The 23,340-nt window shown below is 73.3% G+C and carries 22 protein-coding genes; 17 read left to right on the top strand and 5 right to left on the bottom strand.

Annotated elements, in window-relative coordinates; all coding sequences use genetic code 11:
* Nucleotides 1-47: 47 nt before the first annotated feature.
* From GA0070604_RS28695 to GA0070604_RS28670, 6 genes are all read left to right on the top strand, one after another.
* Nucleotides 48-914 (top strand): ABC transporter ATP-binding protein, encoded by an 867-nt coding sequence (locus GA0070604_RS28695; protein ID WP_091127482.1) that lies wholly within the window; start codon nucleotides 48-50, stop codon nucleotides 912-914.
* On the top strand, nucleotides 911-2,095 hold the full coding sequence (locus GA0070604_RS28690; RefSeq protein ID WP_091125501.1) for an ABC transporter permease: 1,185 nt from the start codon (nucleotides 911-913) through the stop codon (nucleotides 2,093-2,095). The genes GA0070604_RS28695 and GA0070604_RS28690 overlap by 4 nt, the downstream gene beginning before the upstream one ends.
* 248 nt (nucleotides 2,096-2,343) lie before the next feature.
* The gene (locus GA0070604_RS28685; RefSeq protein ID WP_046564428.1) at nucleotides 2,344-2,553 is read left to right on the top strand and encodes a helix-turn-helix domain-containing protein; all 210 of its coding nucleotides are present in this window, start codon (nucleotides 2,344-2,346) and stop codon (nucleotides 2,551-2,553) included.
* A 220-nt stretch (nucleotides 2,554-2,773) separates the two neighbouring features.
* Nucleotides 2,774-2,875, top strand: a complete 102-nt coding sequence (locus GA0070604_RS28680) for a 30S ribosomal protein bS22 (RefSeq protein ID WP_007465623.1) — start codon at nucleotides 2,774-2,776, stop codon at nucleotides 2,873-2,875.
* A 120-nt stretch (nucleotides 2,876-2,995) separates the two neighbouring features.
* Nucleotides 2,996-4,069 (top strand): NAD-dependent epimerase/dehydratase family protein, encoded by a 1,074-nt coding sequence (locus GA0070604_RS28675; protein ID WP_091127480.1) that lies wholly within the window; start codon nucleotides 2,996-2,998, stop codon nucleotides 4,067-4,069.
* A 236-nt stretch (nucleotides 4,070-4,305) separates the two neighbouring features.
* Nucleotides 4,306-5,163: a lysophospholipid acyltransferase family protein gene (locus tag GA0070604_RS28670; protein ID WP_091127481.1), complete on the top strand. Its 858-nt coding sequence runs from the start codon at nucleotides 4,306-4,308 to the stop codon at nucleotides 5,161-5,163.
* A 126-nt stretch (nucleotides 5,164-5,289) separates the two neighbouring features.
* Here GA0070604_RS28670 and GA0070604_RS28665 read toward each other — a convergent pair whose 3' ends face one another.
* From GA0070604_RS28665 to GA0070604_RS28655, 3 genes are all read right to left on the bottom strand, one after another.
* The gene (locus GA0070604_RS28665) at nucleotides 5,290-6,171 is read right to left on the bottom strand and encodes an HAD family hydrolase (RefSeq protein ID WP_091127479.1); all 882 of its coding nucleotides are present in this window, start codon (nucleotides 6,169-6,171) and stop codon (nucleotides 5,290-5,292) included.
* 122 nt (nucleotides 6,172-6,293) lie between these two features.
* On the bottom strand, nucleotides 6,294-7,148 hold the full coding sequence (locus GA0070604_RS28660; RefSeq protein ID WP_091125497.1) for a DUF5667 domain-containing protein: 855 nt from the start codon (nucleotides 7,146-7,148) through the stop codon (nucleotides 6,294-6,296).
* Between the two features lie 282 nt (nucleotides 7,149-7,430).
* Nucleotides 7,431-8,306, bottom strand: coding sequence for an ECF subfamily RNA polymerase sigma factor, BldN family (locus GA0070604_RS28655; protein ID WP_377593214.1), 876 nt, complete (start codon nucleotides 8,304-8,306; stop codon nucleotides 7,431-7,433).
* Between the two features lie 640 nt (nucleotides 8,307-8,946).
* On the opposite strand from GA0070604_RS28655, the gene GA0070604_RS28650 reads away from it, so the two are divergent.
* Both GA0070604_RS28650 and GA0070604_RS28645 read left to right on the top strand, forming a co-directional pair.
* Nucleotides 8,947-9,204, top strand: coding sequence for a glutaredoxin family protein (locus GA0070604_RS28650; protein ID WP_091125490.1), 258 nt, complete (start codon nucleotides 8,947-8,949; stop codon nucleotides 9,202-9,204).
* Between the two features lie 20 nt (nucleotides 9,205-9,224).
* Nucleotides 9,225-9,875: an HAD family hydrolase gene (locus tag GA0070604_RS28645; RefSeq protein WP_091125486.1), complete on the top strand. Its 651-nt coding sequence runs from the start codon at nucleotides 9,225-9,227 to the stop codon at nucleotides 9,873-9,875.
* An 88-nt stretch (nucleotides 9,876-9,963) separates the two neighbouring features.
* On the opposite strand, the gene GA0070604_RS28640 is transcribed toward GA0070604_RS28645, so the two are convergent.
* The gene (locus GA0070604_RS28640; RefSeq protein ID WP_091127478.1) at nucleotides 9,964-10,629 is read right to left on the bottom strand and encodes a response regulator transcription factor; all 666 of its coding nucleotides are present in this window, start codon (nucleotides 10,627-10,629) and stop codon (nucleotides 9,964-9,966) included.
* Nucleotides 10,630-10,724: 95 nt separating this feature from the next.
* Nucleotides 10,725-12,029, bottom strand: a complete 1,305-nt coding sequence (locus GA0070604_RS28635; protein ID WP_091125483.1) for a sensor histidine kinase — start codon at nucleotides 12,027-12,029, stop codon at nucleotides 10,725-10,727.
* 386 nt (nucleotides 12,030-12,415) lie between these two features.
* On the opposite strand from GA0070604_RS28635, the gene GA0070604_RS28630 reads away from it, so the two are divergent.
* The 9 genes from GA0070604_RS28630 (at nucleotide 12,416) to GA0070604_RS28590 (ending at nucleotide 23,307) form a co-directional block, all read left to right on the top strand.
* Entirely contained in the window at nucleotides 12,416-13,186 is a 771-nt protein-coding gene (locus GA0070604_RS28630) for a redox-sensing transcriptional repressor Rex (RefSeq protein WP_091125479.1), read from the top strand.
* Nucleotides 13,183-14,577 carry a glutamyl-tRNA reductase gene (locus tag GA0070604_RS28625; RefSeq protein ID WP_091125475.1) on the top strand — a complete coding sequence of 465 codons (1,395 nt, stop codon included), beginning with the start codon at nucleotides 13,183-13,185 and terminating at the stop codon, nucleotides 14,575-14,577. Before GA0070604_RS28630 ends, GA0070604_RS28625 begins: the two co-directional genes overlap by 4 nt.
* Entirely contained in the window at nucleotides 14,574-15,569 is a 996-nt protein-coding gene (gene hemC / locus GA0070604_RS28620) for a hydroxymethylbilane synthase (protein ID WP_091125471.1), read from the top strand. Before GA0070604_RS28625 ends, hemC begins: the two co-directional genes overlap by 4 nt.
* Nucleotides 15,566-17,146, top strand: a complete 1,581-nt coding sequence (locus GA0070604_RS28615; protein WP_091125466.1) for a bifunctional uroporphyrinogen-III C-methyltransferase/uroporphyrinogen-III synthase — start codon at nucleotides 15,566-15,568, stop codon at nucleotides 17,144-17,146. The genes hemC and GA0070604_RS28615 overlap by 4 nt, the downstream gene beginning before the upstream one ends.
* Nucleotides 17,147-17,164: 18 nt before the next feature.
* Nucleotides 17,165-18,148: a porphobilinogen synthase gene (gene hemB, locus GA0070604_RS28610; protein ID WP_091125462.1), complete on the top strand. Its 984-nt coding sequence runs from the start codon at nucleotides 17,165-17,167 to the stop codon at nucleotides 18,146-18,148.
* A gap of 103 nt (nucleotides 18,149-18,251) precedes the next feature.
* Entirely contained in the window at nucleotides 18,252-18,782 is a 531-nt protein-coding gene (locus tag GA0070604_RS28605) for a hypothetical protein (protein ID WP_091125459.1), read from the top strand.
* 329 nt (nucleotides 18,783-19,111) lie between these two features.
* A complete protein-coding gene (locus GA0070604_RS28600) occupies nucleotides 19,112-20,185 on the top strand; it encodes a glycosyltransferase family 39 protein (protein ID WP_091125455.1) in 1,074 nt (357 codons plus the stop codon).
* A gap of 51 nt (nucleotides 20,186-20,236) precedes the next feature.
* Nucleotides 20,237-22,138, top strand: coding sequence for a glycosyltransferase family 2 protein (locus GA0070604_RS28595; protein ID WP_244162109.1), 1,902 nt, complete (start codon nucleotides 20,237-20,239; stop codon nucleotides 22,136-22,138).
* A complete protein-coding gene (locus GA0070604_RS28590; RefSeq protein ID WP_091125452.1) occupies nucleotides 22,132-23,307 on the top strand; it encodes a glycoside hydrolase family 26 protein in 1,176 nt (391 codons plus the stop codon). The genes GA0070604_RS28595 and GA0070604_RS28590 overlap by 7 nt, the downstream gene beginning before the upstream one ends.
* Nucleotides 23,308-23,340: the final 33 nt, after the last annotated feature.

Genomic DNA, 23,340 nt, shown 5'->3' with positions numbered 1-23,340 from the left:
CCGGGGTCCCGACCCGGGGCCGGCCGGTGCCCGCGCTGCCCGCCGGGGTGCCGGCGATCGAGGCGGTCGACGTGTCCCGGACGTACGAGCTGGACGGCGTGACCGTGCCCGCCCTGCGCGGGGTGTCGCTCACCATCGCCTCCGGCGAGTACGTGGCGGTGATCGGACCGTCCGGCTCCGGCAAGTCCACCCTGATGCACCTGCTCGGCGGGCTGGACCGGCCGACCGGCGGCCGGCTGGTGATCGGCGGCCGGGACGTGGCCGCCCTCGGCGCGCCCGAGCTGGCGGCGTTGCGCAACGAGACCATCGGCTTCGTCTTCCAGGCGTTCCACCTGCTGCCCCGGACGTCGGCGGTGGACAACGTCGCGCTGCCGCTGGTCTATCGGGGGGTCGGGGCGCGGCAGCGGCGGGAACGCGCGGCGGCGATGCTCGGCCGGGTCGGGCTCGGGCACCGGCTGGACCACCGGCCCAACCAGCTCTCCGGCGGGGAGCAGCAGCGGGTGGCCATCGCCCGCGCCCTGGTCACCGACCCGGCGGTGTTGCTCGCCGACGAGCCCACCGGCAACCTGGACACCGCCACCGGCGAGGCGGTGCTGGAGCTGCTGGAACGGCTGAACGCCGAGTCCGGGGTGGCCCTGGTGATGGTGACGCACGACCAGGAGGTGGCCGCCCGGGCCCGTCGGCGGATCGCCGTACGTGACGGCCTGATCCGGTCCGACACCATTCATGATCGACCGCTGTCCGGCGGTCCCGGTGGACCTGCGACACTGGACGGCGCTCCCAGCGCGGAGCCCCGGTCCGCGTCCGGACACGGCCCGGGGCACCCGTCCGGTGGCTCCGGTGGCGCCGCCGGAGCCACCGGACGTCTTCCGCGTCCGGCGGCTGACCAGGCGATGCCCGGGGGTGCCACGTGAGGATCACCGAAGCCTGGCGGGTGGCGCTGGACGCGCTGCGGGCGAACCGGCTGCGCAGCGCGCTGACCATGCTCGGGGTGATCATCGGGGTCGCCTCGGTGGTGCTGCTGGTGGCCATCGGCACCGGCACCAAGCAGATGGTCGAGCAGCAGGTGGAGGGGCTCGGCTCCAACCTGCTGCTGGTGGTTCCCGGTCGGATCGAGGTCGGCAACGCCCCGGTGGTCTCGCCGCTGGATCTCAAGGACGTGGACGCGGTCTCCCGGGTGGTGGGCGACCCGGGGCGGGTGGCCGTCACCATCGCCTCCGGCGCGACCGTCCGGGCCGGCACCCGATCCGACTTCGCCACCGTGCAGGGCGTCCTGGAAACCACCCCGGCGGTCTTCACCCGCTCGCTGGCCCGGGGTCGCTACCTCACCGGCGCCGACGTGGACACCAGCCGGCGGGTCGCGGTGCTCGGGGCGTCGGTGGCCCGGGCGCTCTTCCCCGACCGGGACCCGCTCGGCCAGCAGCTCGCGCTGGCCGGGGTCCGGTTCCGGGTGATCGGCGTCTTCACCCCGCTCGGTCAGAGCCTCGGGGTGGACCGGGACGACGAGGTGCACATCCCGGTGACCGCCGCGCAGCGGCTCTGGGGCACCCAGCGGATCGACGGCATCGCGGTCAAGGCCCCGGACCGGGAGCAGATCGGCCAACTCGGCGACCGGATCGTCGCGGAGCTGTCCCGCCGGCACCCGGACACCGAGTTCAGCGCCGTCACCCAGCAGCAGATCCTCGGTGTGCTCGGCGACATCCTCGGGGTGCTCACCGGCGTACTGGCCGCGATCGCCGGCATCTCGCTGCTGGTCGGCGGGGTGGGGGTCTCCAACATCATGCTCGTCTCGGTACGCGAGCGGACCCGCGAGATCGGCCTGCGCAAGGCGGTCGGCGCCCGACCCCGGGACATCGGGGTGCAGTTCCTGCTGGAGGCGGTGCTGCTCACCTCGATCGGCGGGTTGACCGGGATGGCGCTGGGCGTGGGCACCGCGCTGCTGGTCGACGCGGTCTCGCCGATCCCGGCGGCGATCACCTGGTGGTCGTTGGCGCTCGCCTTCGGCGTATCGGCCGGGGTCGGCATCGTCTTCGGGGTGGTCCCGGCCCAGCGGGCCGGTCGGCTCGATCCGGTGGTGGCGCTGCGGGCCGAGTGACGCTCGGAGCGGGAGCCAGCCCGGCTGCTCCGGGGACCCGCTCACGGGATCGGACGTGCCGCTCTTCCGGGTGGAAAACGCCAGGTGGTGAGCGGGGAGGCGGCGGGCGTTCCATGATCAATCGCAGGAAGGGATCGCGCCGGTCACAGCCGTCCCGCTACCGTACTGGTAACACGCGCGTCGCTCGTCGTGGCGGGAGCAACCCGCCCCGGCGGCACGCGCCGGGCACGGGAATGGGTCGGTGAGCCATGGCCGGGTCGCAGTCCGACGCTCGACTGTCGGATGTCAGGTTCCTGACCGTTGCCGAGGTGGCGACGGTCATGCGGGTGTCCAAGATGACGGTCTATCGTCTCGTGCACAGCGGTGAGCTGACCGCGGTGCGGGTCGGTCGATCGTTCCGGGTGCCCGAGCACGCCGTTCACGAGTACCTTCGGGGTGCGTTTCAGGAGACCGCCTGACGCGCCGCCGGCCAGGCCGTCGAGTGCGACGTAACGGGCATCGACGGGGGCGCGTTGGTCCTGCTGACGCGCTCCGGCTACCCTGGACTCCGATCGTGACCGCATGCCGGTGTGCCCTGCCCACTACGCTGGTCCGGTCCGTTGTCCGCAAGCGGTCATCGACGCCACCCGTGGTGGTGTCGCCCGGTCCGCCCCGCATGTTGCATCGAAAGGCTGTCGTATGGGCTCGGTGGTCAAGAAGCGCCGCAAGCGCATGGCTAAGAAGAAGCACCGCAAGCTGCTGCGCAAGACCCGCGTCCAGCGTCGCCGTCTCGGCAAGTGACCGGGGCCGGGCTGCGGCCCGGCACCCGGCAACACTTGCCAACAGTCGACCGTCGGAGGCTCAGGTGATCAGGCCGTGGACGTCTCGGCTCGATCCCGCCTGCCGGGCAAGGCGCGCGACATGACCCCCGGTGGCACCCCCGGTGCTCCGGGGGTCGTCGTCGTGACCGGGGTCGGGCGCTACCTCGGCGCGCACGTCGCCGCGCGCCTCGCCGCCGACCCGCGCATCGAGCGCGTCATCGGGGTCGACCCGGCGCCCCCCGGCGCCGAGCTCACCGACCTGCTGGACGGGGTCGAGCGGATTCGCCTCGACCTCGACTCGCTCAGTGCCCTGCTCATCGACCTGGACGTCGACGCGGTGGTGCATCTCGCGCTGGTCAGCGCGCCCGATCCGCAGCACGGCGGCCGCGCGGCGATGAAGGAACAGAACGTCATCGGCACCATGCAGTTGCTCGCCGCCTGCCAGCGGGCGCCGCGGCTGCGCAAGCTGGTGGTCCGGTCCTCGACCGCCGCATACGGTGTGTCGTTCCGCGACCCCGCCGTCTTCACCGAGGAGACCGAGCCGCGGGAGGTGCCACGCGGCGGTTTCGGCCGCGACATCCTCGACATCGAGGGGTACGTCCGCGGGTTCCGCCGCCGCCGCCCCGACGTCACCGCCACCGTGCTGCGCTTCGCGCCGTTCATCGGCTCCACCGCGGACACCACGCTCACCCGCTACTTCTCCCAGCCGGTGGTGCCCACCGTCTTCGGCCGGGATCCCCGGCTCCAGTTCGTCCACTTCGACGACGCCCTGGAGGTGCTGCACCGCTCGGTCGCCGAGGACCACCCGGGGACGTACAACGTCGCCGGGCCGGGGGTGCTCTCCCTGTCGCAGGCGATCCGCCGGGCGGGCCGGGTGGCCGTACCGGTGCTGGAACCAGGGATGTCCGGGGCCGCCGCGATCGCCCGCACCCTGGGCTTCGGCCGGTACGGGCTGGACCAGGTCGACCTCTTCGTGCACGGCCGGGTGGTGGACACCACGAGGCTGGAACGCGAGTTCGGCTTCACGCCCCGCTCGACCGCCGCCGCCTTCGAGGACTTCATCCGGGCGCACCACGGCGGCGTGGTGGTGACCCGGGACCAGCTCGCCGTAGCCGAGTGGCTGGTGCTGGAGGGCATCCGGCAGGCCCGGGCCGCCGTGCGGGAGCGGCCGTGAGCGGGCCCGAGGAGCCGGGCGAGGCCCGCTACGACGTACCGCTGACCGTGCCCGGGCCGGACGCGGAGCCGGCGCGGCGCAACGGGCACCGACGCACCGCGGCGACCGCCGCCGACCCGGCACCGAGCGGCGGGCCGGACACGTCGCTCGACGAGCCGGACACCTCCGCCGACGAGCCGGCGGAGGCGGCGGGCGAGCCGCGGGCCGACGCCCCGGTCGCGCCGCCCGGGCCGGCGGTGGCGGACCGGCCCGGCGACCACTGGGACCGCAAGGTCGCCAACGGTCTCGCCTTTCTGCGGCGGCGGCTCTCCGGTGACTACGAGGTGGACGAGTTCGGCTTCGATCCGGAGCTGACCGACGCGGTCTTCCACCCGCTGGTCCGGCTGCTCTACCGGGACTGGTTCCGCACCGAGGTCAGCGGCGTGGAGCACGTGCCGGAATCCGGTCCCGGCCTGGTGGTCGGCAACCACGCCGGCACCGTCGCACTGGACGCGCTGGTGCTGGCAACCGCGCTGCACGACCAGCACCCGGCACATCGCTATCTGCGGCTGCTCGGCGCCGACCTGGTCTTCCGGATGCCGGTGGTCTCCGAGATCGCCCGCAAGACCGGCGGGACGGTGGCCTGCAACCCGGACGCGGAACGGCTGCTCGGCAACGGCGAGCTGGTCGGCGTCTTCCCGGAGGGGTTCAAGGGGGTCGGCAAGCTCTACGCCGACCGCTACAAGCTCCAGCGGTTCGGCCGGGGTGGCTTCGTCTCGGCCGCGCTGCGCACCGGCACGCCGATCGTGCCGGTGGCGATCGTGGGCGGCGAGGAGATCTATCCGATGCTCGCCGACATCAAGCCGCTCGCCCGGCTGCTCAAGCTGCCCTACTTCCCGATCACGCCGACGTTTCCCTGGTTGGGGCCGCTGGGCATGGTGCCGCTGCCGAGCAAGTGGCTGATCGAGTTCTGTCCACCGATCCCCACCGCGCACCTGCGTGACTCGGCGGACGACCCGCTGGTCGTGTTCAACCTCGCCGACCAGGTGCGGGAGACCATCCAGCAGACCCTGTACAAGCTCCTCGAACGCCGCCCCGACCCGTTCGGCCCCTGACGCCCGACCCGTCCCTGCCCGAGCGGGTCCGAGGTCCGCGCAACTTCGCCGAAGGTGCTGCCTGCCAGGGGCGGGAGGCAGCAGTTTCCCCGAAGTTGCCGGCCTGTGGCCAGTGCCAGGGCGGGATCAGTCGGCGCGGTGACGGCGGCGGTGCAGCGCCAGACCGGCGGTGACCGCGCCGGCGAGCAGCCCGGCGGCGGCCGTCGACGGCACCGCGATCTTGGCCGCCCGACGTCCGGTGCGGAAGTCCCGGACGTCCCAGCCGCGCCGGCGGGCCTGCCGCAGCAGCGCCGGATCGGGGTTGATCGCCACCGGGTGACCCACGACCGAGAGCATCGGCAGGTCGTTGACGGAGTCGCTGTAGGCCGCGCAGTGGTCAAGGACCAGCCCTTCGAGCGCGGCGAGCCGGGTCACCGCCTCGGCCTTGGCCGGCCCGTGCATGAGGTCGCCGACCAGCCGGCCGGTGTACGTCCCGTCGACCACCTCGGCGACGGTGCCGATGGCCCCGGTCAGCCCGAGCCGGGTCGCGATGACCCGGCCGATCTCGACCGGGGCGGCGCTGACCAGCCACACCCGCTCACCCGCGTCCAGGTGCCGCTGCGCCAGCCGGCGGGTGCCGGCCCAGATCCGGGGCGCCATCAGCTCGTCGAAGATCTCCTCCGCGAGCCGTTCCACGTCGTCGACCCGCCAGCCCTGGATGAAGGCGAGCGCGGCCTCCTTGGCCTGCGACATGTCCCCGGCGCGCTCGGTGGCGAACAGTCGGAACCTCGCCTGCTGCCAGGCGAACCGGGCCAGGTCGCCGGTGGTGAAGTATTTCCGGGCGGCCAGCCCGCGGGCGAACCAGTAGATCGAGGCGCCCTGCATCATCGTGTTGTCCACGTCGAAGAAGGCGGCGGCGGTGGTGGGGTCGGGCGTCGGGGCCTCCCGGGTTGCCTCCGGGGCCTCCGAGCCGGTGACCGTGTGGCCGTGGGCGTCGGTGCTGACCGTCACCTTCCGGGTCCGGACCATGGTGACCTCCTCCCTCGGCATCCCCGCCTGTCGAGCCTATCCGGGCGGGTGTGCCGGGCGGACGGCCACGGCGTGCGGTGTGGCGGGGACGGCAGGCTCCCGCGCCGACCGGGGCCGGGCGGTCAGCGGTCGGCGGGGCAGGCGTCCGGATTCGGGCCGAGCGCGTCGCTGGCCACCGGCGCCGACAGCCCGCAGGCGATCGCGGCGCGAATCCCGTCGGCGCGCCGGCCGACGGCGTCGAGCAGGTCCAGCGACCGGTGCGTACGGTCCCGCTCGACGTGGTCCACCCGGTCCAGCAGCCCGCTGACCGCGCGCCGCTGGCCGGTGACGAACGCGTCGATCGCGTTCAGCCCCGTCGCGTCGGCGCGCTGCACGGCCGCCGTGGCCAGCAGGCGTACGCCCTGCCGGGTGTCCGCATCCATGTCGTCCAGGACGGCGCTGAACCCGACCCGGTCGCCATGGACCGTGGCTGCCTCGTCGAGCCGGGTCCGGGCGAAGTCGAGGAAGAGCTGGCCGCGACTCACGTCCGAGCTGGCCAGGGCGAGCTGGGCCCGTTCGGTGGAGCGCTTCATGCCGTAGAGGGCATCGCCGGGGAGCGCGTTCTCGCTGGCGGCGGAGATGCCGGAGAGGGCGATCGCGCCGGCCGCCACCCCGACCAGGATCGCGCCCCGGGCGCGGACCCGTCGCCCGGTCACCGCGCGTACGCCGGTGCTGGCCGGGGCGGTCGTCGGCTGCGCCGGGGCCCCGACACCCTCCCGCTCGGCGGTGGCGACCAGCATCGCGCGCAGCCCGGTGCGGAACTCCGCGTCGACCTCGACGGCCGGTGGGTCGGCGGCGAGTCGCCGGCCCACCGCGACGAGCGCGGCGAGTTCGTCGTCGGCCCGGGAGCGGACATGGTGCCGCCGGCCGCCGTTGGCCTCGTCGAGGAGCTGTGCGAAGCGCTCGGCACGCCGACGGGAGAAGAGGTCGCTGTCCACCGCAGGCACCCCCTCTCGCTGGTCACGGCCTCCTCGGCCGTTGTCGTCACCAGCGACCGGTGGCAGCGTGACGCCGACGGTCGAGGAGGAACGATCGACCGTACCCGCCGGACCGGGTGGCCCGGGGGACGCCGGGACAACCACTGGTCGCACCCGGAGAAACGGACCGCGCCGGTCGGCGGTTACGGGGGCGGCGATGGCTAATCACAAGGAGTGATCGTCGTCACTGCTGGGTGGAGGCGCACAGGGTCCACACCCGACGGAGCGCCGAGGGGTGGGGGATCAGGGCTGAAAACCGTCGGGCAGCAACCGGGCCAGCGCCCGGACCGCCCGGTACTGCAACGCCTTGATGGCGCCCTCGTTCTTGCCCATCGCGCGGGCCGTCTCGGCGACCGAGAAGCCCTGGAGGAAGCGGAGCACGATGCATTCCTGCTGCTCCGGGTTGAGCTGCTTGACCGCGGTGAGCAGCGCGACGTTGGTGATGTGCTCGACCACCGCCGCCTCCGGGCTGCCCTCCGGCCCCCGGTCCTCCCGATCGGCGTCGAGTACGTCGCCGGTGGTGACCTCCAGCCGGTACCGCCCCGACTTGAAGTGGTCGGCGACCAGGTTGCGGGCGATGGTGACCAGCCAGGCGCCCAGGTCGCGCCCCTGCCACGTGAAGCTGCCGATCCGCTTGAGCGCCCGGAGGAAGGTGTCGGAGGTGAGGTCCTCGGCGAGCTGCCGGTTGCCGACCCGGAAGTAGACGAAGCGGAAGACGGTGTCGACGTACCGGTCGTAGATCAGGCCGAACGCCTCGGCCTCGCCGGCCTGCGCCCGCTCGACCAGCGCCCACACCTCGGTCGCCGGGTCGGACGGATCGGGGCGGCTCGGGTAGCCGGTGGCCGGGGTCGCGGCGGCCGGCACCACCGGCAGGATCGCGGTGTCGGCGGCCGGCACCGCCGGCAGCACGGCGGTCTCGCCGGGATCGGCGGTCATCGGAGCGTCGCCCACCCGGCGGCCCTGCGCCGGCATGGTCGGCCGGGCCGGGGTGTTGAGCCGGCTGGTGGCGGGCTTCGCGTTGCCGCCGGGCACCGCCGGACGCGGCGGTGCCTCGTTGGGGTGCGAGCGGTTGCGGAGCCGTCGCGCCCCCTCGCCCGCCCGCACCGCGAGGCTCCGCATCTCCTCGGTCGAGGCGCGCGACTCCAGCCGCTCGTTGACCGGTGTCCGCTGGGTCGGGCTGGTCACCCCGGCCGGCCGTTCCGCGTAACCGAACGTGGTCACCGCGCCTCCCCGATCCACTCGGCGCACGGCCGTCGCGGCGTCGCCGCGGGACGGCCTAAACCCCGGCCGGGCAGGGCCGTTCCGGGACGTGCCGACGGGCGGCAGATCCCCTTGAGGTGCTGGTCCAATGCGCTCACAGGCACGGGGGCCTCCTCGGGCTGAGGGGTGTCGACTCACGGCAAATGGGGTGAGCCGACCCGAGTGATGATAGGGCCAACGTCACCCACGCGTGGCAAGTCCGTTACACAGAGCGGAAGTATTTCCCGCCCTGTCGCACCCATGGCGGACCGGTTGTCCGTCGTGTGCGGTTGACTTTTGCGTCGGAGTTGGGTCTTGAGTGGAAAATCCTGGTCGGAGCGATTTGCGTAGCACCTTCGGCGTGTCGCGCCGACGGTCCGGCGGCGGCGGTCCCGCGCCGACGGTTCCGGGCGGCGGAGGAGCTGCTCGGGCCCTGTGCGCGTAACCTGGCCCGGTCCGACCGAGCTTCGCCCGGCGGTGTCTCCGGCACCGCCGACCCGGATCCGCACGGAGGTACCCGATGTCCAGCAGTGACCCCCGGCTCGCCCTGATCACCCGGCCCGGCTGCCATCTGTGCGAGGACGCGAAGGCGGCGCTCGACCGGGTGGTGGCCGTCACCGGTGACCGCTGGATCGAGAAGGACGTCACCGAGGACATCGAGCTGGAACGCGAGTACGGCGACCGGTTGCCGGTGGTGCTGCTCGACGGCAAGGAGCACGGCTACTGGCGGGTGGAGGAGGGGCGGCTGCTGCGGGACCTGACCACGCCGCAGCTCTGACCGGCCCTTACAGTGCAGCGATGACCACTGCGCGACGCCACCTGGTGTGGGACTGGAACGGCACCCTGCTCGACGACCTCGACCTGGTGGTCCGCGCCACCAACGTGGCCTTCGCCAGCGCCGGCGGTCCGGTGGTCACCGCCGACGAGCACCGGGTGCGGTTCCGCCGGCCGATCGCCGACTACTACGCCGATATGCTCGGCCGGGCGATCGACGATGAGGCGTTCGGCCGGCTCGACCGGATCTTCCACGACGCGTACCGGACCGGGCTGACCAGCTGCGGGCTGGCCGCCGACGCGACCACCGCGATCGCCGCCTGGCCGGGCAGCCAGTCGCTGCTGTCCATGTGGTTCCACGACGAACTGGTCCCGACCGTCCGCACGTACGGGCTGACCCCGCACTTCAGCCGGGTGGACGGGCTGCGGGCCGCGGTGGGCGGCGGGCACAAGGCCGAATGGCTGGCCAAGCACCTGGCCGAGCTGGGGCTCGGTGGCCACGAGGTGGTGCTGATCGGCGACTCGCTGGACGACGCCGACGCCGCCGGCTCGGTCGGCGCCCCCTGCGTCCTCTACACCGGCGGCCTATCCGACCCCACCCGCCTCCGCCGCTCCGGTCATCCCTGCGCCGACACCCTGACCGACGCGGTCACCCTGGCCCGCACCCTCCCCTGACCCCGTCACCGCCACCGCCCTCCTTGTTGATCAAGAAGTTTGCGTCTGGGGTTCGCGTGAGTCAGACGCAAACCTCTTGATCAACTCGCTAGGAGGGGGCGCGGAGGTGGGTCAGGACGGCTAGGACTCGGCGGTGGTGGGTTGTCGCGTCCGGGGGGAGGTCGAGTTTGGTGAAGATGTTGCGGACGTGCTTCTCCACGGCGCCGTCGCTGACCACGAGGGCTTTGGCGATGGCGGTGTTGGAGCGGCCCTCGGCCATGAGGGCGAGCACCTCCCGCTCGCGCGGGGTCAGGGCGGCCAGCGGGTCGTCGCGCCGGCGCCGGACCAGCAGCTGGCTGATCACCTCCGGGTCCAGCACCGTGCCGCCGGCGGCCACCCGGCCCAGCGCGTCCAGGAACTCGTCGATCGCGGCCACCCGGTCCTTCAGCAGGTAGCCGATGCCGCCCCCGCCGGCTCCGCCAGCGGTGGCGAGCAGGTCGTCCGCGTACGACACCTCGACGTACTGGGAGAGCACCAGGACCGGCGTACGCGGCACCCGTCGGCGGGCCTCGACGGCGGCCCGCAGCCCCTCGTCGGTGTGCGAGGGCGGCATCCGCACGTCCACCACCGACACGTCCGGCCGGTGCGTCGCCACCGCCTCGACCAGGGCGTCTCCGTCCCCGACGGCCGCCACCACCTCGTGCCCCGACTCGGTCAGCAGCCGGACCAGCCCCTCCCGGAGCAGTACGGCGTCGTCCGCGATCACCACCCGCATGGCTCCGGTGTCTACCACGTCCCCGTCGTCCCCGGCCGATCCGGGCCGATCCGCGGGGGTGAGCCCGCCGTCCGGAGGCGGTACGTCGACCTGGCTCACCGGGGCAGCTCGGCGTGTACGACGGTGGGCCCGCCGACCGGGCTGGTCACGTCCAGGGTGCCGCCGGTGGCCAGTACCCGGTCGGCGACGCCGGTCAGGCCGTGCCCCTTGGCGAGGTGGGCCCCGCCCACCCCGTCGTCCCACACGGTGATGTCCAGCCGGCCGACCCGGCGGGTCACCAGCACCCGGCAGGTGGTGGCCGCGCTGTGCTTGGCGACGTTGGTCAGCGCCTCGGCCACCACGAAGTACGCGGTGGTCTCCACCGCCGGGTCCAGCCGTCCCGCGGGCGTACCCAGGTCGTCTTCGACCTGTAGCTCGGTGGGGACCAGGGCGCGGGCGGCGAGGGCGGCAAGGGCGCTGGGCAGCCCCCGGTCGACCAGGATCGGCGGCGCGATGCCCCGGGACAGGGCGCGCAGCTCGTCGAGGGTCTCCCGGGTCTGGGTGACCGCCTCGTCCAGGGTCTGCCGGGCCGCCTCAGGATCGGCGGCGAGCTGCTGGCGGGCACGGCTGAGGTCCATCGCGAGGCGGACCAGGCGCTGCTGCGGGCCGTCGTGGATGTCCCGCTCCAGCCGGCGCAGCGCGGACGCCTCGGCGGAGGCGGCGGCCCGCTTCTGCTCCTCCAGCGTGCTGATCCGGTGGCGCATCTCGGCCACCCCGGTCAGCAGCAGCCGGGCCAGGCCGGCCTGGAGCCGGGCGCAGCCCCGGGCCACCAGCGGCAGGCTGAGCAGGCAGAACAGGCCGATCGCGGTGTTCAGGCCGATTCGCGCATCGGCGCCGTCGCCCATTCCGAGGAGCTGGCTGAGGTCCTGGTTGCCCGGGCCACGCGGGAGCGCCCAGTCGTAGCTGAGGTAGAGGGTGCCGGCGATGGCCAGCGCCCACCAGGCCACCAGCACCACGAAGGTGGGCAACGTCACCAACAGCTTGATGAAGGCGTGCAGCAGGTCGAGCCAGGACTGCGGGTCGCGGATCGGCGTCAGGAGCCGGCGCCAGTAGCCGGCCCCCCGCACGGGTGCCAGGTAGGTGGGACGGACCCGGGGCTGCCGGAGCACGGCGGGCAGCCGGAACCGTTCGAGATCGGCCAGCAGGCGGGCCGCGTACAGGGTGCCGGCGAGCACGGGCAGCCCGAGCGTGGTGACCAGCAGCCCGGCCGTGAGTGAGACGCCCGTCACCGCCAGCACGAAGCCGACCAGCGCCAGCGGCAGGCCGAACAGCACGTATCCGGAGTCCCGGAGGAGCTGCCGGGCGAGTCCGGACGCGGGTGTGGTGGGCGTGGGCGGGGCGGCCAGCGGTACGGCGGTCATGTGTCGAGGCTATGGCGCGGGACCGGCCCGACCCATCCCGCGCACCGGCCTCTCCGGGGTGGGGTTCTCCCTACCCGGCGTGACGCCCGCCCCGCCACGGCGGTGACACGGCGCGACCGAGCGCGCGCGATTGGTCAGAGAAGTCGGGATTGAGCAATAATGCCGATCGGCGCGGTTGGCGCGCGGTTTATCGATCTTGCGGGATGGAGGGGCAGGTGGCGACGCGTCACGGGCCAGCAAGATCGCGATTTGTGCACCTCTTCACAAGCGCCTACTCTGTAGTCCCGACGCGCCCTGCTAGCACAGCCGGCAATCTCGGTTGCCAGCGGGAGTCCCGAAACGACCGGCCGCCGACGCTGGTCGAGGATCGCACCGCACGGAGTCTCATGAGTCAGCACCGTCACCCTGGCGCGCCCGGTCGCGCCGGTACCGTACCGGCGCTCCCTGACCTGCCCGAGGCGACCGTCGCGCGGCTCCCGGAATACCTCCGCGCCCTGCATGCCCTCGCCGACGCGGGCGACGAGACCGTCTCCAGCGAGGGGCTGGCCAACGCCGCCGGCGTCAACTCGGCGAAGCTCCGCAAGGACCTCTCCCACCTCGGCTCGTACGGGACCCGGGGCGTCGGCTACGACGTCGCCCTGCTGATCGACCAGATCGAGTCGGTGCTCGGGCTCACCCAGTGCCGGTCGGTCGCCCTGGTCGGCGTGGGTAACCTCGGTCACGCCCTGGCCGGCTACGACGGCTTCGCCAGCCGCGGCTTCCGGATCGCCGCGCTCTTCGACGCGGACCCCGCCCGGGTCAGCGAGGAGATCAACGGGCTGGTCGTCCGGCACATCGACGAGCTGCCCCAGGTGGCGGCCGAGGAGTCGATCTCGATCGGAGTGATCGCCACCCCGGCGTCGGCCGCCCAGGCGGTGGCCGACCAGCTCGTCGCCGTCGGCGTGACGAGCATCCTCAACTTCGCTCCGTGCGTACTCTCGGTTCCGGAGGGGGTCGACGTGCGCAAGGTCGACCTCGCCATCGAGCTGCAGATCCTGTCCTTCCACGAGCACCGCAAGGCGTCGCTGACCGCGCTCCCCGCCACCGGCGGGTCCGCCCTCACCGCTCTGCCCGGGGGGCTCGCGGCCACCGACACCCAGGAGGCGATCGGCACGTGAAACTGCTCGTCGTCGGCGCGTCCTACCGCACCGCCCCGGTCGCCACGCTGGAGCGGCTGGCCGTTCCACCCGCCGACCTCACCCGCACCCTGGACCGGCTGGTCGCCCAGCCCTACGTCGCCGAGGCCGTGCTCGTCTCCACCTGCAACCGGGTGGAGGTCTACGCTGCCGTGTCCGGTTTCCACGGCGGCCTCGGCGACGTCTGCGCGGTCCTGGCCGAGCAGGCCGGCTGTCCGCCGGCGGCGCTCGCCAACCACCTCTACGTGCACTACGACGCCGCCGCCGTCGACCACGCCTTCCGGGTCGCCGCCGGGCTGGACTCGATGGTGGTCGGCGAGGCGCAGATCCTCGGCCAGCTCCGCGACGCCTACCACTCGGCCAGCGGCGCCGACTCCGCCGGCCGGCTGCTGCACGAGCTGATGCAGCAGGCGCTGCGGGTGGGCAAGCGCGCGCACGCCGAGACCAACATCGACCGGGCCGGTCAGAGCGTGGTCACCGCCGCCCTGGACCTGGCCGCCGACCTGCTCGACGGCGACCTGGCCGGCCGGCCCGCCATGGTGGTGGGCGCCGGCGCGATGGGCTCGCTCGGCGTGGCGACCCTCTCCCGGCTGGGTGCCGCCCCGCTCACCGTCACCAACCGTGGCGCGGACCGGGCCGTCCGGCTGGCCGAATCGTACGGCGCGCACGCCGTGCCGATGGCCGAGCTGGTCGACGCGCTCTCCACAGTGGACATCGTAGTGGCCGCCACCGCCGCCACGGAACCGGTCCTCACCCACGACGTGGTGACCCGGGCGCTGGCCCGGCGGGACGCCGACCGGGGCCCGCTGGTCCTGCTCGACCTGGCCGTCCCGCGTGACGTCGAGGAGGGGGTCGCCGAGCTGCCCGGCGTCGAGGTGATCGACATCGACCGGATGGCCGCGATCCTCGCCGACGGCTCCGCCGCCGCCGACGCCGCCGAGGTGACCCGGATCGTCACCGCCGAGGTCGAGGCGTTCCTCAACTGGCTGCGCGGCGCCGACGTGGCGCCCACCGTGGCCGCTCTGCGCGGGCGGGCCGACGACGTGGTCACCGCCGAGTTGCGCCGGCTCGCCCAGCGCCGCCCCGACCTCACCGACGACCAGCGCGCCGAGGTGGCCCGCACCGTGCACCGGGTGGTGCAGCGGCTGCTGCACCAGCCGACCGTACGGGTCCGCCAGCTCGCCGCCGAGCCCGGCGGCGACCAGTACGCGGCCCTGCTGCGCGAGCTGTTCGACCTGGAGGTGCCGCAGACCTCCCCGGTCGACACCGTGCCCGACGTGGTGGAGACCGACCCGACCGGCCGGCCGTCGTTCGAGATCGCGGACGTGCCGGCGAGCGACTTCGACATCCCGTTCAGCGGAGGTGCCCGATGACCGCCCCCCTGCGCCTCGGTACCCGGGGCAGCGCGCTGGCGATGGCCCAGTCCGGCCACGTCGCCGCGGCCCTCACCGCGGCCACCGGCCGGGAGGTCGAGCTGGTCGAGGTGCTGACCGCCGGGGACCGCTCGGCGGCCCCGGTGCACCGGCTCGGCGTCGGCGTCTTCGTCTCCGCGCTGCGGGACGAGCTGACCGCCGGCACCATCGACTTCGCCGTCCACTCGTACAAGGACCTGCCCACGGCGGACGCCCCCGGCCTGCACGTGGCCGCGGTGCCGCTCCGGCAGGACCCGCGCGACGCGCTGATCACCCGGGACGGCCGTACGCTCGCCGAGCTGCCGTCCGGCGCCCGGGTCGGCACCGGCGCGCTGCGCCGCATCGCCCAGCTGCACGCGCTCGGGATGCAGCTGGAGGTCACCCCGATCCGGGGCAACGTGGACACCCGCCTCGGCCGGGTGCTCGGCCCGGACGCCGACCTCGACGCCGTCGTCCTGGCCCGGGCCGGGCTCGCCCGGCTCGGCCGGACCGACGTGATCACCGAGACGCTCGATCCGATGCTGATGCTGCCCGCGCCCGCCCAGGGCGCGCTGGCGGTGGAGTGCCGGATCGACGATCAGGACCTGGTCGAGCTGCTCGCGGTGCTCGACCACGCACCGTCCCGCGCCGCGATCACCGCGGAGCGGGCACTGCTGGCCACCCTGGAGGCCGGGTGCAGCGCGCCCGTCGCCGCCTATGCCGTTATCGCCGAGGGTGAGCCGACCAGCTCGCTCGCCGGTGGCGAGGGTGGCGATGAGATCTACCTGCGCGGGGCGGTGATCAGCCCGGACGGTACCCGTGACCTCCGGCTGTCCCGCACCGGAACGCCCGCCGACGCGGCGGAGATCGGCAAGGCACTCGCCGCCGAACTCCTCGAACTCGGCGCCGACTCGATCCTCGGCCAAGAAGGACACGCCGGCCCGGGGACCCAGCAATTTGGGAGCACAGAATGACCCGCACCCGTAAGCCCGTAGGCCGTATCGCGTTCGTCGGGGCCGGTCCCGGCGACCCGGGCCTGCTGACCCGCCGGGCGCATGACGCCCTGGTCGACGCCGACCAGGTGGTGTACGACCGGGGACTCCCCGAGTCGCTGCTCGACCACGTGCGCGCGCAGGCCAAGTCCGACACCCAGTTCAGCCCGGCGGAGGGCGTACCGGGGGACGTGGCGAAGGTGCTGATCTCCGCGGCCCGCTCCGGGCTGAACGCGGTGCACCTGGTCGCCGGTGACCCGTTCGGCCACGACTCGGTGGTCAAGGAGGTGCAGGCGGTGGCGCGTACCGCCGCGCACTTCGAGGTGGTCCCGGGTGTCGGCCAGGCCGAGGGGGTGGCCGCCTACGCGGGTGTGCCGCTGCCGGGAGTACGGACCGCCGCCGACGTCGAGGACGTCACCGCGCTGGACTTCGAGGCGCTGGCCGCGGCCGTCAGCCGGGGCTCCCTGGCCCTGGCCGTGGACGCCGGCGACCTGGCCGCGATCCGGGACGGCCTGCTCGCCGCCGGGGTGGACGGCGCCACGGGTGTCGGGGTGACCGGCGACGGCACCGGCGAGACGCAGTACACCACCACGTCGACCGTGGACTCCTTCGTCGCGGCGGCGCTCGGCTTCACCGGCCGGGTCGTGCTCACCATCGGTGCGGGCGTTTCCGAACGCGACAAGCTGAGCTGGTGGGAGAACCGGCCGCTGTACGGCTGGAAGGTGCTCGTACCCCGGACCAAGGAGCAGGCCGGCGTGATGAGCGCCCGGCTGCGGGCGTACGGGGCGATCCCGTGCGAGGTGCCGACCATCGCGGTCGAGCCGCCGCGTACCCCCGCCCAGATGGAGCGGGCGATCAAGGGCCTGGTCGACGGCCGGTACGCCTGGGTGGTCTTCACCTCGGTGAACGCGGTGCGGGCTGTCTGGGAGAAGTTCGCCGAGCACGGTCTCGACGCCCGCCACTTCGGCGGTGTGAAGATCGCCTGCATCGGAGAGGCCACCGCGGACGCGGTCCGGGCGTTCGGCATCCAGCCGGAGCTGGTGCCCTCGGGTGAGCAGACGTCGGAGGGCCTGCTGGCCGAGTTCTCGCCGCACGACGAGATCCTCGACCCGGTCGGCCGGGTGCTGCTGCCGCGTGCCGACATCGCCACCGAGACCCTGGCCGCCGGGCTCACCGAGCGCGGCTGGGAGGTCGACGACGTGACCGCGTACCGGACCGTGCGGGCCGCGCCGCCGCCGGCCGAGATCCGCGACGCGATCAAGTCGGGCGGGTTCGACGCGGTGCTCTTCACCTCGTCCTCCACCGTCCGGAACCTGGTCGGTATCGCCGGGAAGCCGCACGCGCGTACCGTTGTTGCCGTCATCGGACCCAAGACGGCGGAGACGGCGACGGAGTTCGGCCTGCGGGTCGACGTGCAGCCGGCGCACGCCTCGGTGCCCGACCTGGTGGAGGCGCTCGCCGCCTACGCCGTCGAGCTGCGGGAGAAGCTGGCCGCCATGCCGGCCAAGCAGCGCCGCGGCTCCAAGGTGCAGGGTCCCACCGCCCTGAGGTTCCGCTAGTCGCTAGGGAGGCCCGTCATGCCGTACCCCGAGATCCGGCCCCGCCGGCTGCGCCGTAACGCGGCCGTGCGGCGGCTGGTCTCCGAGACCCGCGTCGACCCGGCCGAGCTGGTCGTGCCGATGTTCGTCAGGGAGGGGCTGACCGAGCCCCGGGCCGTCGCGTCGCTCCCGGGGGTGCTCCAGCACTCCCGGGACTCGCTGCGCAAGGCCGCCGTCGAGGCGGTCCAGGCCGGGGTCGGCGGGATCATGCTCTTCGGGGTGCCGGCGAGCCGGGACGAGTCCGGCTCGGGTGGCCTCGACCCGGACGGCATCCTCAACGCCGCGATCCGGGACGTGGTCTCCGAGGTGGGCGACGCCACCGTGGTGATGGCCGACCTCTGCCTGGACGAGTTCACCTCGCACGGGCACTGCGGGCTGCTCACCCCCGACGGCGGCGTGGACAACGACGCCACCCTGGCGGAGTACGGCCGGATGGCGGTCGCCCAGGCCGACGCCGGGGTCCACATGGTCGGGCCGTCCGGGATGATGGACGGCCAGGTCGGCGCGATCCGCCGGGCCCTGGACGCGGCCGGGCACCAGGACGTGGCGGTGCTCGCGTACGCGGTGAAGTACGCCTCCGCCTTCTTCGGCCCGTTCCGGGATGCCGTCGAGTCGGCCCTGGAGGGCGACCGGCGCACCTACCAGCAGGACCCGGCGAACCTGCGGGAGTCGCTGCGCGAGGTCGAGCTGGACGTGGCCGAGGGTGCCGACCTGGTGATGGTCAAGCCGGCCCTGCCGTACCTCGACGTGGTGTCGGCGGTCCGCGCCGCGGTGGACGTCCCGGTCGCCGCCTACCAGGTCTCCGGCGAGTACGCGACGGTCGAGGCAGCCGCGGCGAACGGCTGGATCGACCGGGAACAGGTGATGCTGGAGACGCTGACCTCGATCCGCCGGGCCGGCGCGCAGATCATCCTCACCTATTGGGCGGTCGAGGCCGCCCAGTTGCTCCGCCGGCGTTACTGACCGGCGACCCACCGGATCCCCGAGCGCCTGGCCGGTGTCCTGACAGTGGGCGTGTCCACGACTTTGGTCGTGGGTAGGCAGACGCTGGTCAGGGAGGCGCGAGATGGGTGCATGGAGGAAGCTGGCGCTCGGGTCGGTGGTGGTCCTGGCGGCGGGGTGCACGACGCCGTCCGCGTCGCCGGGCACCCCGGTCGGGGCGAGCGCGGCGGCGTCCACCGCGACCGGGTGCGGGTCGCGGATCGAGACGGGGGCCCTGCCCGACTGGGCGGACGCCGGGTTCAGCGGGGACGCCCGGGTCCCGCACGTCTTCGGCGTGCGGGGTGAGATCGTCGCGGTGCTGTTCGGTCATCCGCTGACCGTGGACCGGAGGGACGGCGTCAACAACAAGATCCTTTGGGTCTCCCGCACCGGTCCGACGCCGGCCGACCCGGCGCTGTCGGCCGACCTGGTGGTCACCGCGACCCTGGACGGCACCGACACCCGGGTGACCCGGGAGGTCGACGGCGGGCCCGGCCCGTCGATCATCGACCTGCCGCGGGCCGGCTGCTGGCATCTCGACCTGCGGTGGTCCGGGCGTACCGACACGATGGATCTCGTCTACGCCGACGGCGGGGCCGCGCCGGGCGCTTCCTGAACCGGCGGGCCGCCCGCTGAGCGCACGCCGTTGAGCGGTGTGCCGCGGAGGCATACCGCTTCTGCGGCCACCGTCGTCCGGACGGCGATCGGCTACGGTTTCGCGCCATTCGCACTAGGTGGGCTTGCGTCTTTTGTCCCTTATGCCGCATAAGCGGCGCGGTGTCGAAGTTGGCTCATTATGCTCCGAGGTGACACCGAGCAGTTCGGCGGAACCCTGGCGTGGTTCGTGCTGCTCGGGTCCGCACGCCACCAGGACGCCGTCCAGGGCGTCGCCGCAGGGCGCCCCCGGGCCTGGACCGCCGGAACCACCGAGATGCGTGAGTCAGGATGAACGACGCGGAAACCATGGTCCTGCCCCGGCTCGGGCCGGCGGAGGCCAGCCTGGAGGACCCCTGGGGGGAAGGCGGTGGCACCGTCCCCGACCGTCCGCCGTCCGCCGCCCCGGGCTGGCGGTTGGCGGCGTGGCTGGTGCCGGCGCTGATGATGGCCGCGATCAGCCTGCTCGGGGCCGGCGGACCCGGACCACGGGCCGGGGAGGAGGCGTCCTGGCGCGCGGCCACGTCACCATGGCGGGACATCCTGCACCCGGGCGATGCCGCCGTCGCGCCCTACCACCTGCTGATCCGGGCGTCGGCAGAGCTGTTCGGCGCCTCCGAACCCGCCCTGCGCGGACCGTCCGTGCTGGCCATGGCCGCGGCCGCCGCACTCGTCGCCGCGGCCGCGACCAGGGCGTTCGGACCGGGCACCGGACTGCTGGCCGGTGCGATCTTCGCGCTGCTGCCGACCTCGGCCCGATACGCGCAGCAGGCCCAGCCATACGCGTTGGCGCTCTTCGCCGCGGTGCTCGCCACGTCGCTTCTCGTGCCGGCCCTCGACCGGCCGGCGAAGCGCCGCCTCGCCCTCTACGCCGGGTCGGTCGTGGCGCTCGGCCTGTGCCACGTCGTCGCGCTCCTGCTCCTCGTCGGCCACGGCTGGACCGTGCTCGCCTTCCGGCGCGAGGCGGCCGCCCGATGGCTGGCGGCCGCCACGGCGGGCGTGCTGCCCGCGGCCGTCCTGCTCTGGTTCGACCGGCGGCCCGGGGCGTGGCTCGGGCCGGTCGCGGAACCGAACCTCCGGGCGTTGGCCGACTTGCCCGGACAACTGTTCGGCCACGCCGCGTTGGGGGCCGTGCTGCTCGGGCTGGCGCTGTTCAGCCTCCCGCTGCGGCGTTCCGCCGCCGTCTACTCGGCGTGGGCGGCGCTACCGCCGCTCGCGCTGCTGGTCACCGCTCAGGCGACACCGATCTGGGAGCCGCGGTACCTGCTCTTCACGCTGCCGGCCTGGGCGACGCTCGGCGCGGTCGCGCTGGCCCGGCTCGGGGGCGGACCGGCGATCCGGGCCGGGACGCGTACGGGCGGCTGACCGGCCGGTGGGCCCGCGAGATCCGCACTACTCATCACTCATGGGGGAAACGTGGCCGTCGCCGCCGAAACACGCCTGTCTCCGGCCAGGAAGGAGGGACCGTCCTACGCCGGACCACCGACAACCCCCGCCGGGCAACCGGCCTCCGGCCGGCACCCGGACCGCCGTCAGCTGAACATCAGGGCTCGGCTCGCGTACGCGAGGTGCGGGGCGACCGCCGGACCGCTGGTCGCGCCCCGCCACCCGCGGGCGGCGGTCGAGTTCCGTCCCGTCGCCTCGCCCGCGGCCCGGGTGGTCCTGACCCTGCTCGTCCTCGTCAACAGCGCGGCCGGCCTGCTGTTCATCGGCTGGCTGCTGCTGCCCGAGCACGTACCCGGGTCGGGCGTGATCGGGCTCGGCGACTGGCGGACGATGGCGGCCCGGCTCGGCTTCTGCGTGGTCGTCGGCGTCGAGCTGATCCGGCTCGCGCAGAACGTGGTCGTCTGGGCGTTCGCGTTCAACGCCAAGGACCCGGTCCCGGTCGATCCGCCGGTCGGGCTGCGGGTGGCCCTGCTGACCACGATCGTGCCCAGCAAGGAGCCGCTCGACGTCGCCGAGCGGACCCTGCGCAGGCTACGGCAGCTCGTGTACTGCGGCCAGGTGGACGTCTGGATCCTCGACGAGGGTGACGACCCGGCGGTGAAGGCGATGGCCGCCCGGCTCGGCGTACACCACTTCAGCAGGCGGGGCCGGCCGGAGTACAACCAGCCCAGCGGCGAGTTCCGGGCCAGGACCAAGTCGGGCAACCACAACGCCTGGCGGGCCGAACACGAGCACCGGTACGACGTGGTGGCCAACGTCGACCCGGATCACGTGCCGCTGCCCAACTTCCTCGAACGAACGCTCGGCTACTTCCGCGACCCGGACGTCGCCTTCGTGGTGACGCCGCAGGTCTACGGCAACATGCACCAGAACTTCGTCGCGCACGGCGCGTCGGTCCAGCAGTACCTCTACAACGGCCTCATCGCCCGGGGCGGCAACGGCCTGGACGCACCCCTGCTCACCGGTACCGGGCACCTCTACCGGCCGACCGCGTGGCGGAGCATCGGCGGCTACCAGGATTCGATCATCGAGGACCACCTGACCAGCATCCGCGTCCACGCCGCCGTCAACCCGGAGACGGGCAACCGGTGGAAGGGGGTCTACACCCCGGACGTGGTGGCCATCGGCGAGGGCCCGACGTCGTGGGCGGACTACTTCAACCAGCAGAAGCGGTGGGCGGCCGGCATCTGCGAGATTCTCGTACGTCCCGAACTGCGCGCGCCACGGACCCTGCCGTCCCGTCGGCGCTGGCAGTACCGCCTGCTGCAGTTCTACTACCCGAGCGTGGCGGTCAGTCTGCTGCTGGGCAACGTCGCCACGGCGTTGTACCTGCTCACCGGGGTGAGCACCGCGCAGCTCGACGTCACCGTGTGGTCGATGCTGTGGGGCTCGACCCTCGGCACCTGGTTCGTGCTGTGGCTCTGGCTGCGCCGGTTCAACATCGCGCCCCACGAACGGGAGGAGATCGGCATGGTCGGGATGGCGCTGGCACTCTTCGCCGGGCCCGTCTACGTGGCCGCCGGTGTCGGCGCGCTGCTGCGCCGCAAGCTCGGGTTCGTGGTGACGGCCAAGGGGAAGCTGCGCACCATCGAGTCGCTCGGCACCTTCCGGCTGCACCTCTGCTGGGCGGCCGTCGCCGCCGGCCTGCTCGGCGCGAGTGTCGCGCTGGGCAACGACTTCACCCTGCTGCGGGTGTGGCCGATCCTGACGATCCTGACCGGTCTCGGCCCGCCGCTGATCGCGCTCGGGTCGAACGTCCGGGCCAGGCGGGAGCAGCGCGCCGACGAGGCCGCCACGGTCGCTCACGTCGGGAACGAGGAGCGCCCCGCGCCGACGGCACCGGTGGCGGCGAACGGAGGTGTGCGATGGTGAGGCTGACTCTGCCGCGCGTCGGGATGGTGTTGATCGGCACGCTGCTGCTGGCGTACGCCTTCGCCGTGGCACCGGCCGCTCTGTCGCGGGACCGGCAGGACAGCCCGCCCGGCGGGACGGTGCTGCCCGAAGCGAACGCGATGATGACGGCAGAGGCGGTGGCGCCGGCCGGGTCGAGCGTCTCACCCCGTCCACCGGCGGCGGTCTTTCCGCCGTCCGGCAAGAAGTTCATCGGTGTCATGACCGACAAGGGCCCGCACGACTTCACGGCGTTGGACACCTTCACGGCGACCGCCAGGTACCAGCCGCAGGTCATGCTCTTCAGCGCGGGCTGGGCGTCCGACCGGTTCGACCGGACGCTCTTCGACCGGATCAGCGACCGCGGCATGCTGCCGATGCTGGGCTGGGAACCGTGGGACTACGACGTGGACAAGGCGGCCCGGAAGAAGAAGCTGAAGGCTCGCCAGATCGACCAGATTCGGTCTAACCAACCCGGTTACCGGCTGTCCCGCATAGCGCGCGGCGACTTCGACAGCTACCTGCGGTCCTGGGCCGAGGGGATCGGGTCCCTCGGCTACCCGGTGGCCATCCGGTTCGCGCACGAGATGAACGGTGACTGGTACCCGTGGTGCGAGACGGTCAACGGCAACCGGCCCGGCGAGTACGTCAAGGCGTGGCGCCACGTGCATGACGTGTTCCGGGACGCCGGAGTCACCAACGCCATCTGGGTGTGGAGCCCGAACGCCCGTTGGAGCACGAAGAACCCGCGGCTCGCCGGGCTCTACCCGGGTGACGAGTACGTCGACTGGGTGGGGGCCAGCGGCTACAACGGCATGGGTGCCTTCTCGACGAGCTGGTCCTTCGACGCGATCTTCGCGTCCACCATCAAGGAGATCCGGACCTTCAGCAAGCGGCCGTTGGTGATCACCGAGACCGCCGCCGCCGAAGGCAACGGGCGCAAGGCCGAATGGATCAGGCAGACGATGCGCGGGCTGGCCGGCTACCAGGACATCATCGGCCTCATCTGGTTCGAGGTGAACAAGGAACTGGACTGGCGCATCGAGAGCTCACCCGCGTCGGCGAGAGCGTTCGCCCAGGCGGTCGCCGCCCCTCGGTACGACCTGCGCTGGTCGCCCGACATGCTGCCGCGTACCCGGCTGGACGAGTAGGCGGGCCGGTGCGTGGCCGCCGAGCGCGCTCCC

The sequence above is a fragment of the Micromonospora eburnea genome (assembly GCF_900090225.1).
Classification (GTDB): Bacteria; Actinomycetota; Actinomycetes; order Mycobacteriales; family Micromonosporaceae; genus Micromonospora; species Micromonospora eburnea.
The sequence above is the reverse complement of the archived record's forward strand: the minus strand, read 5'-3'. Positions and strand labels throughout refer to the sequence as shown.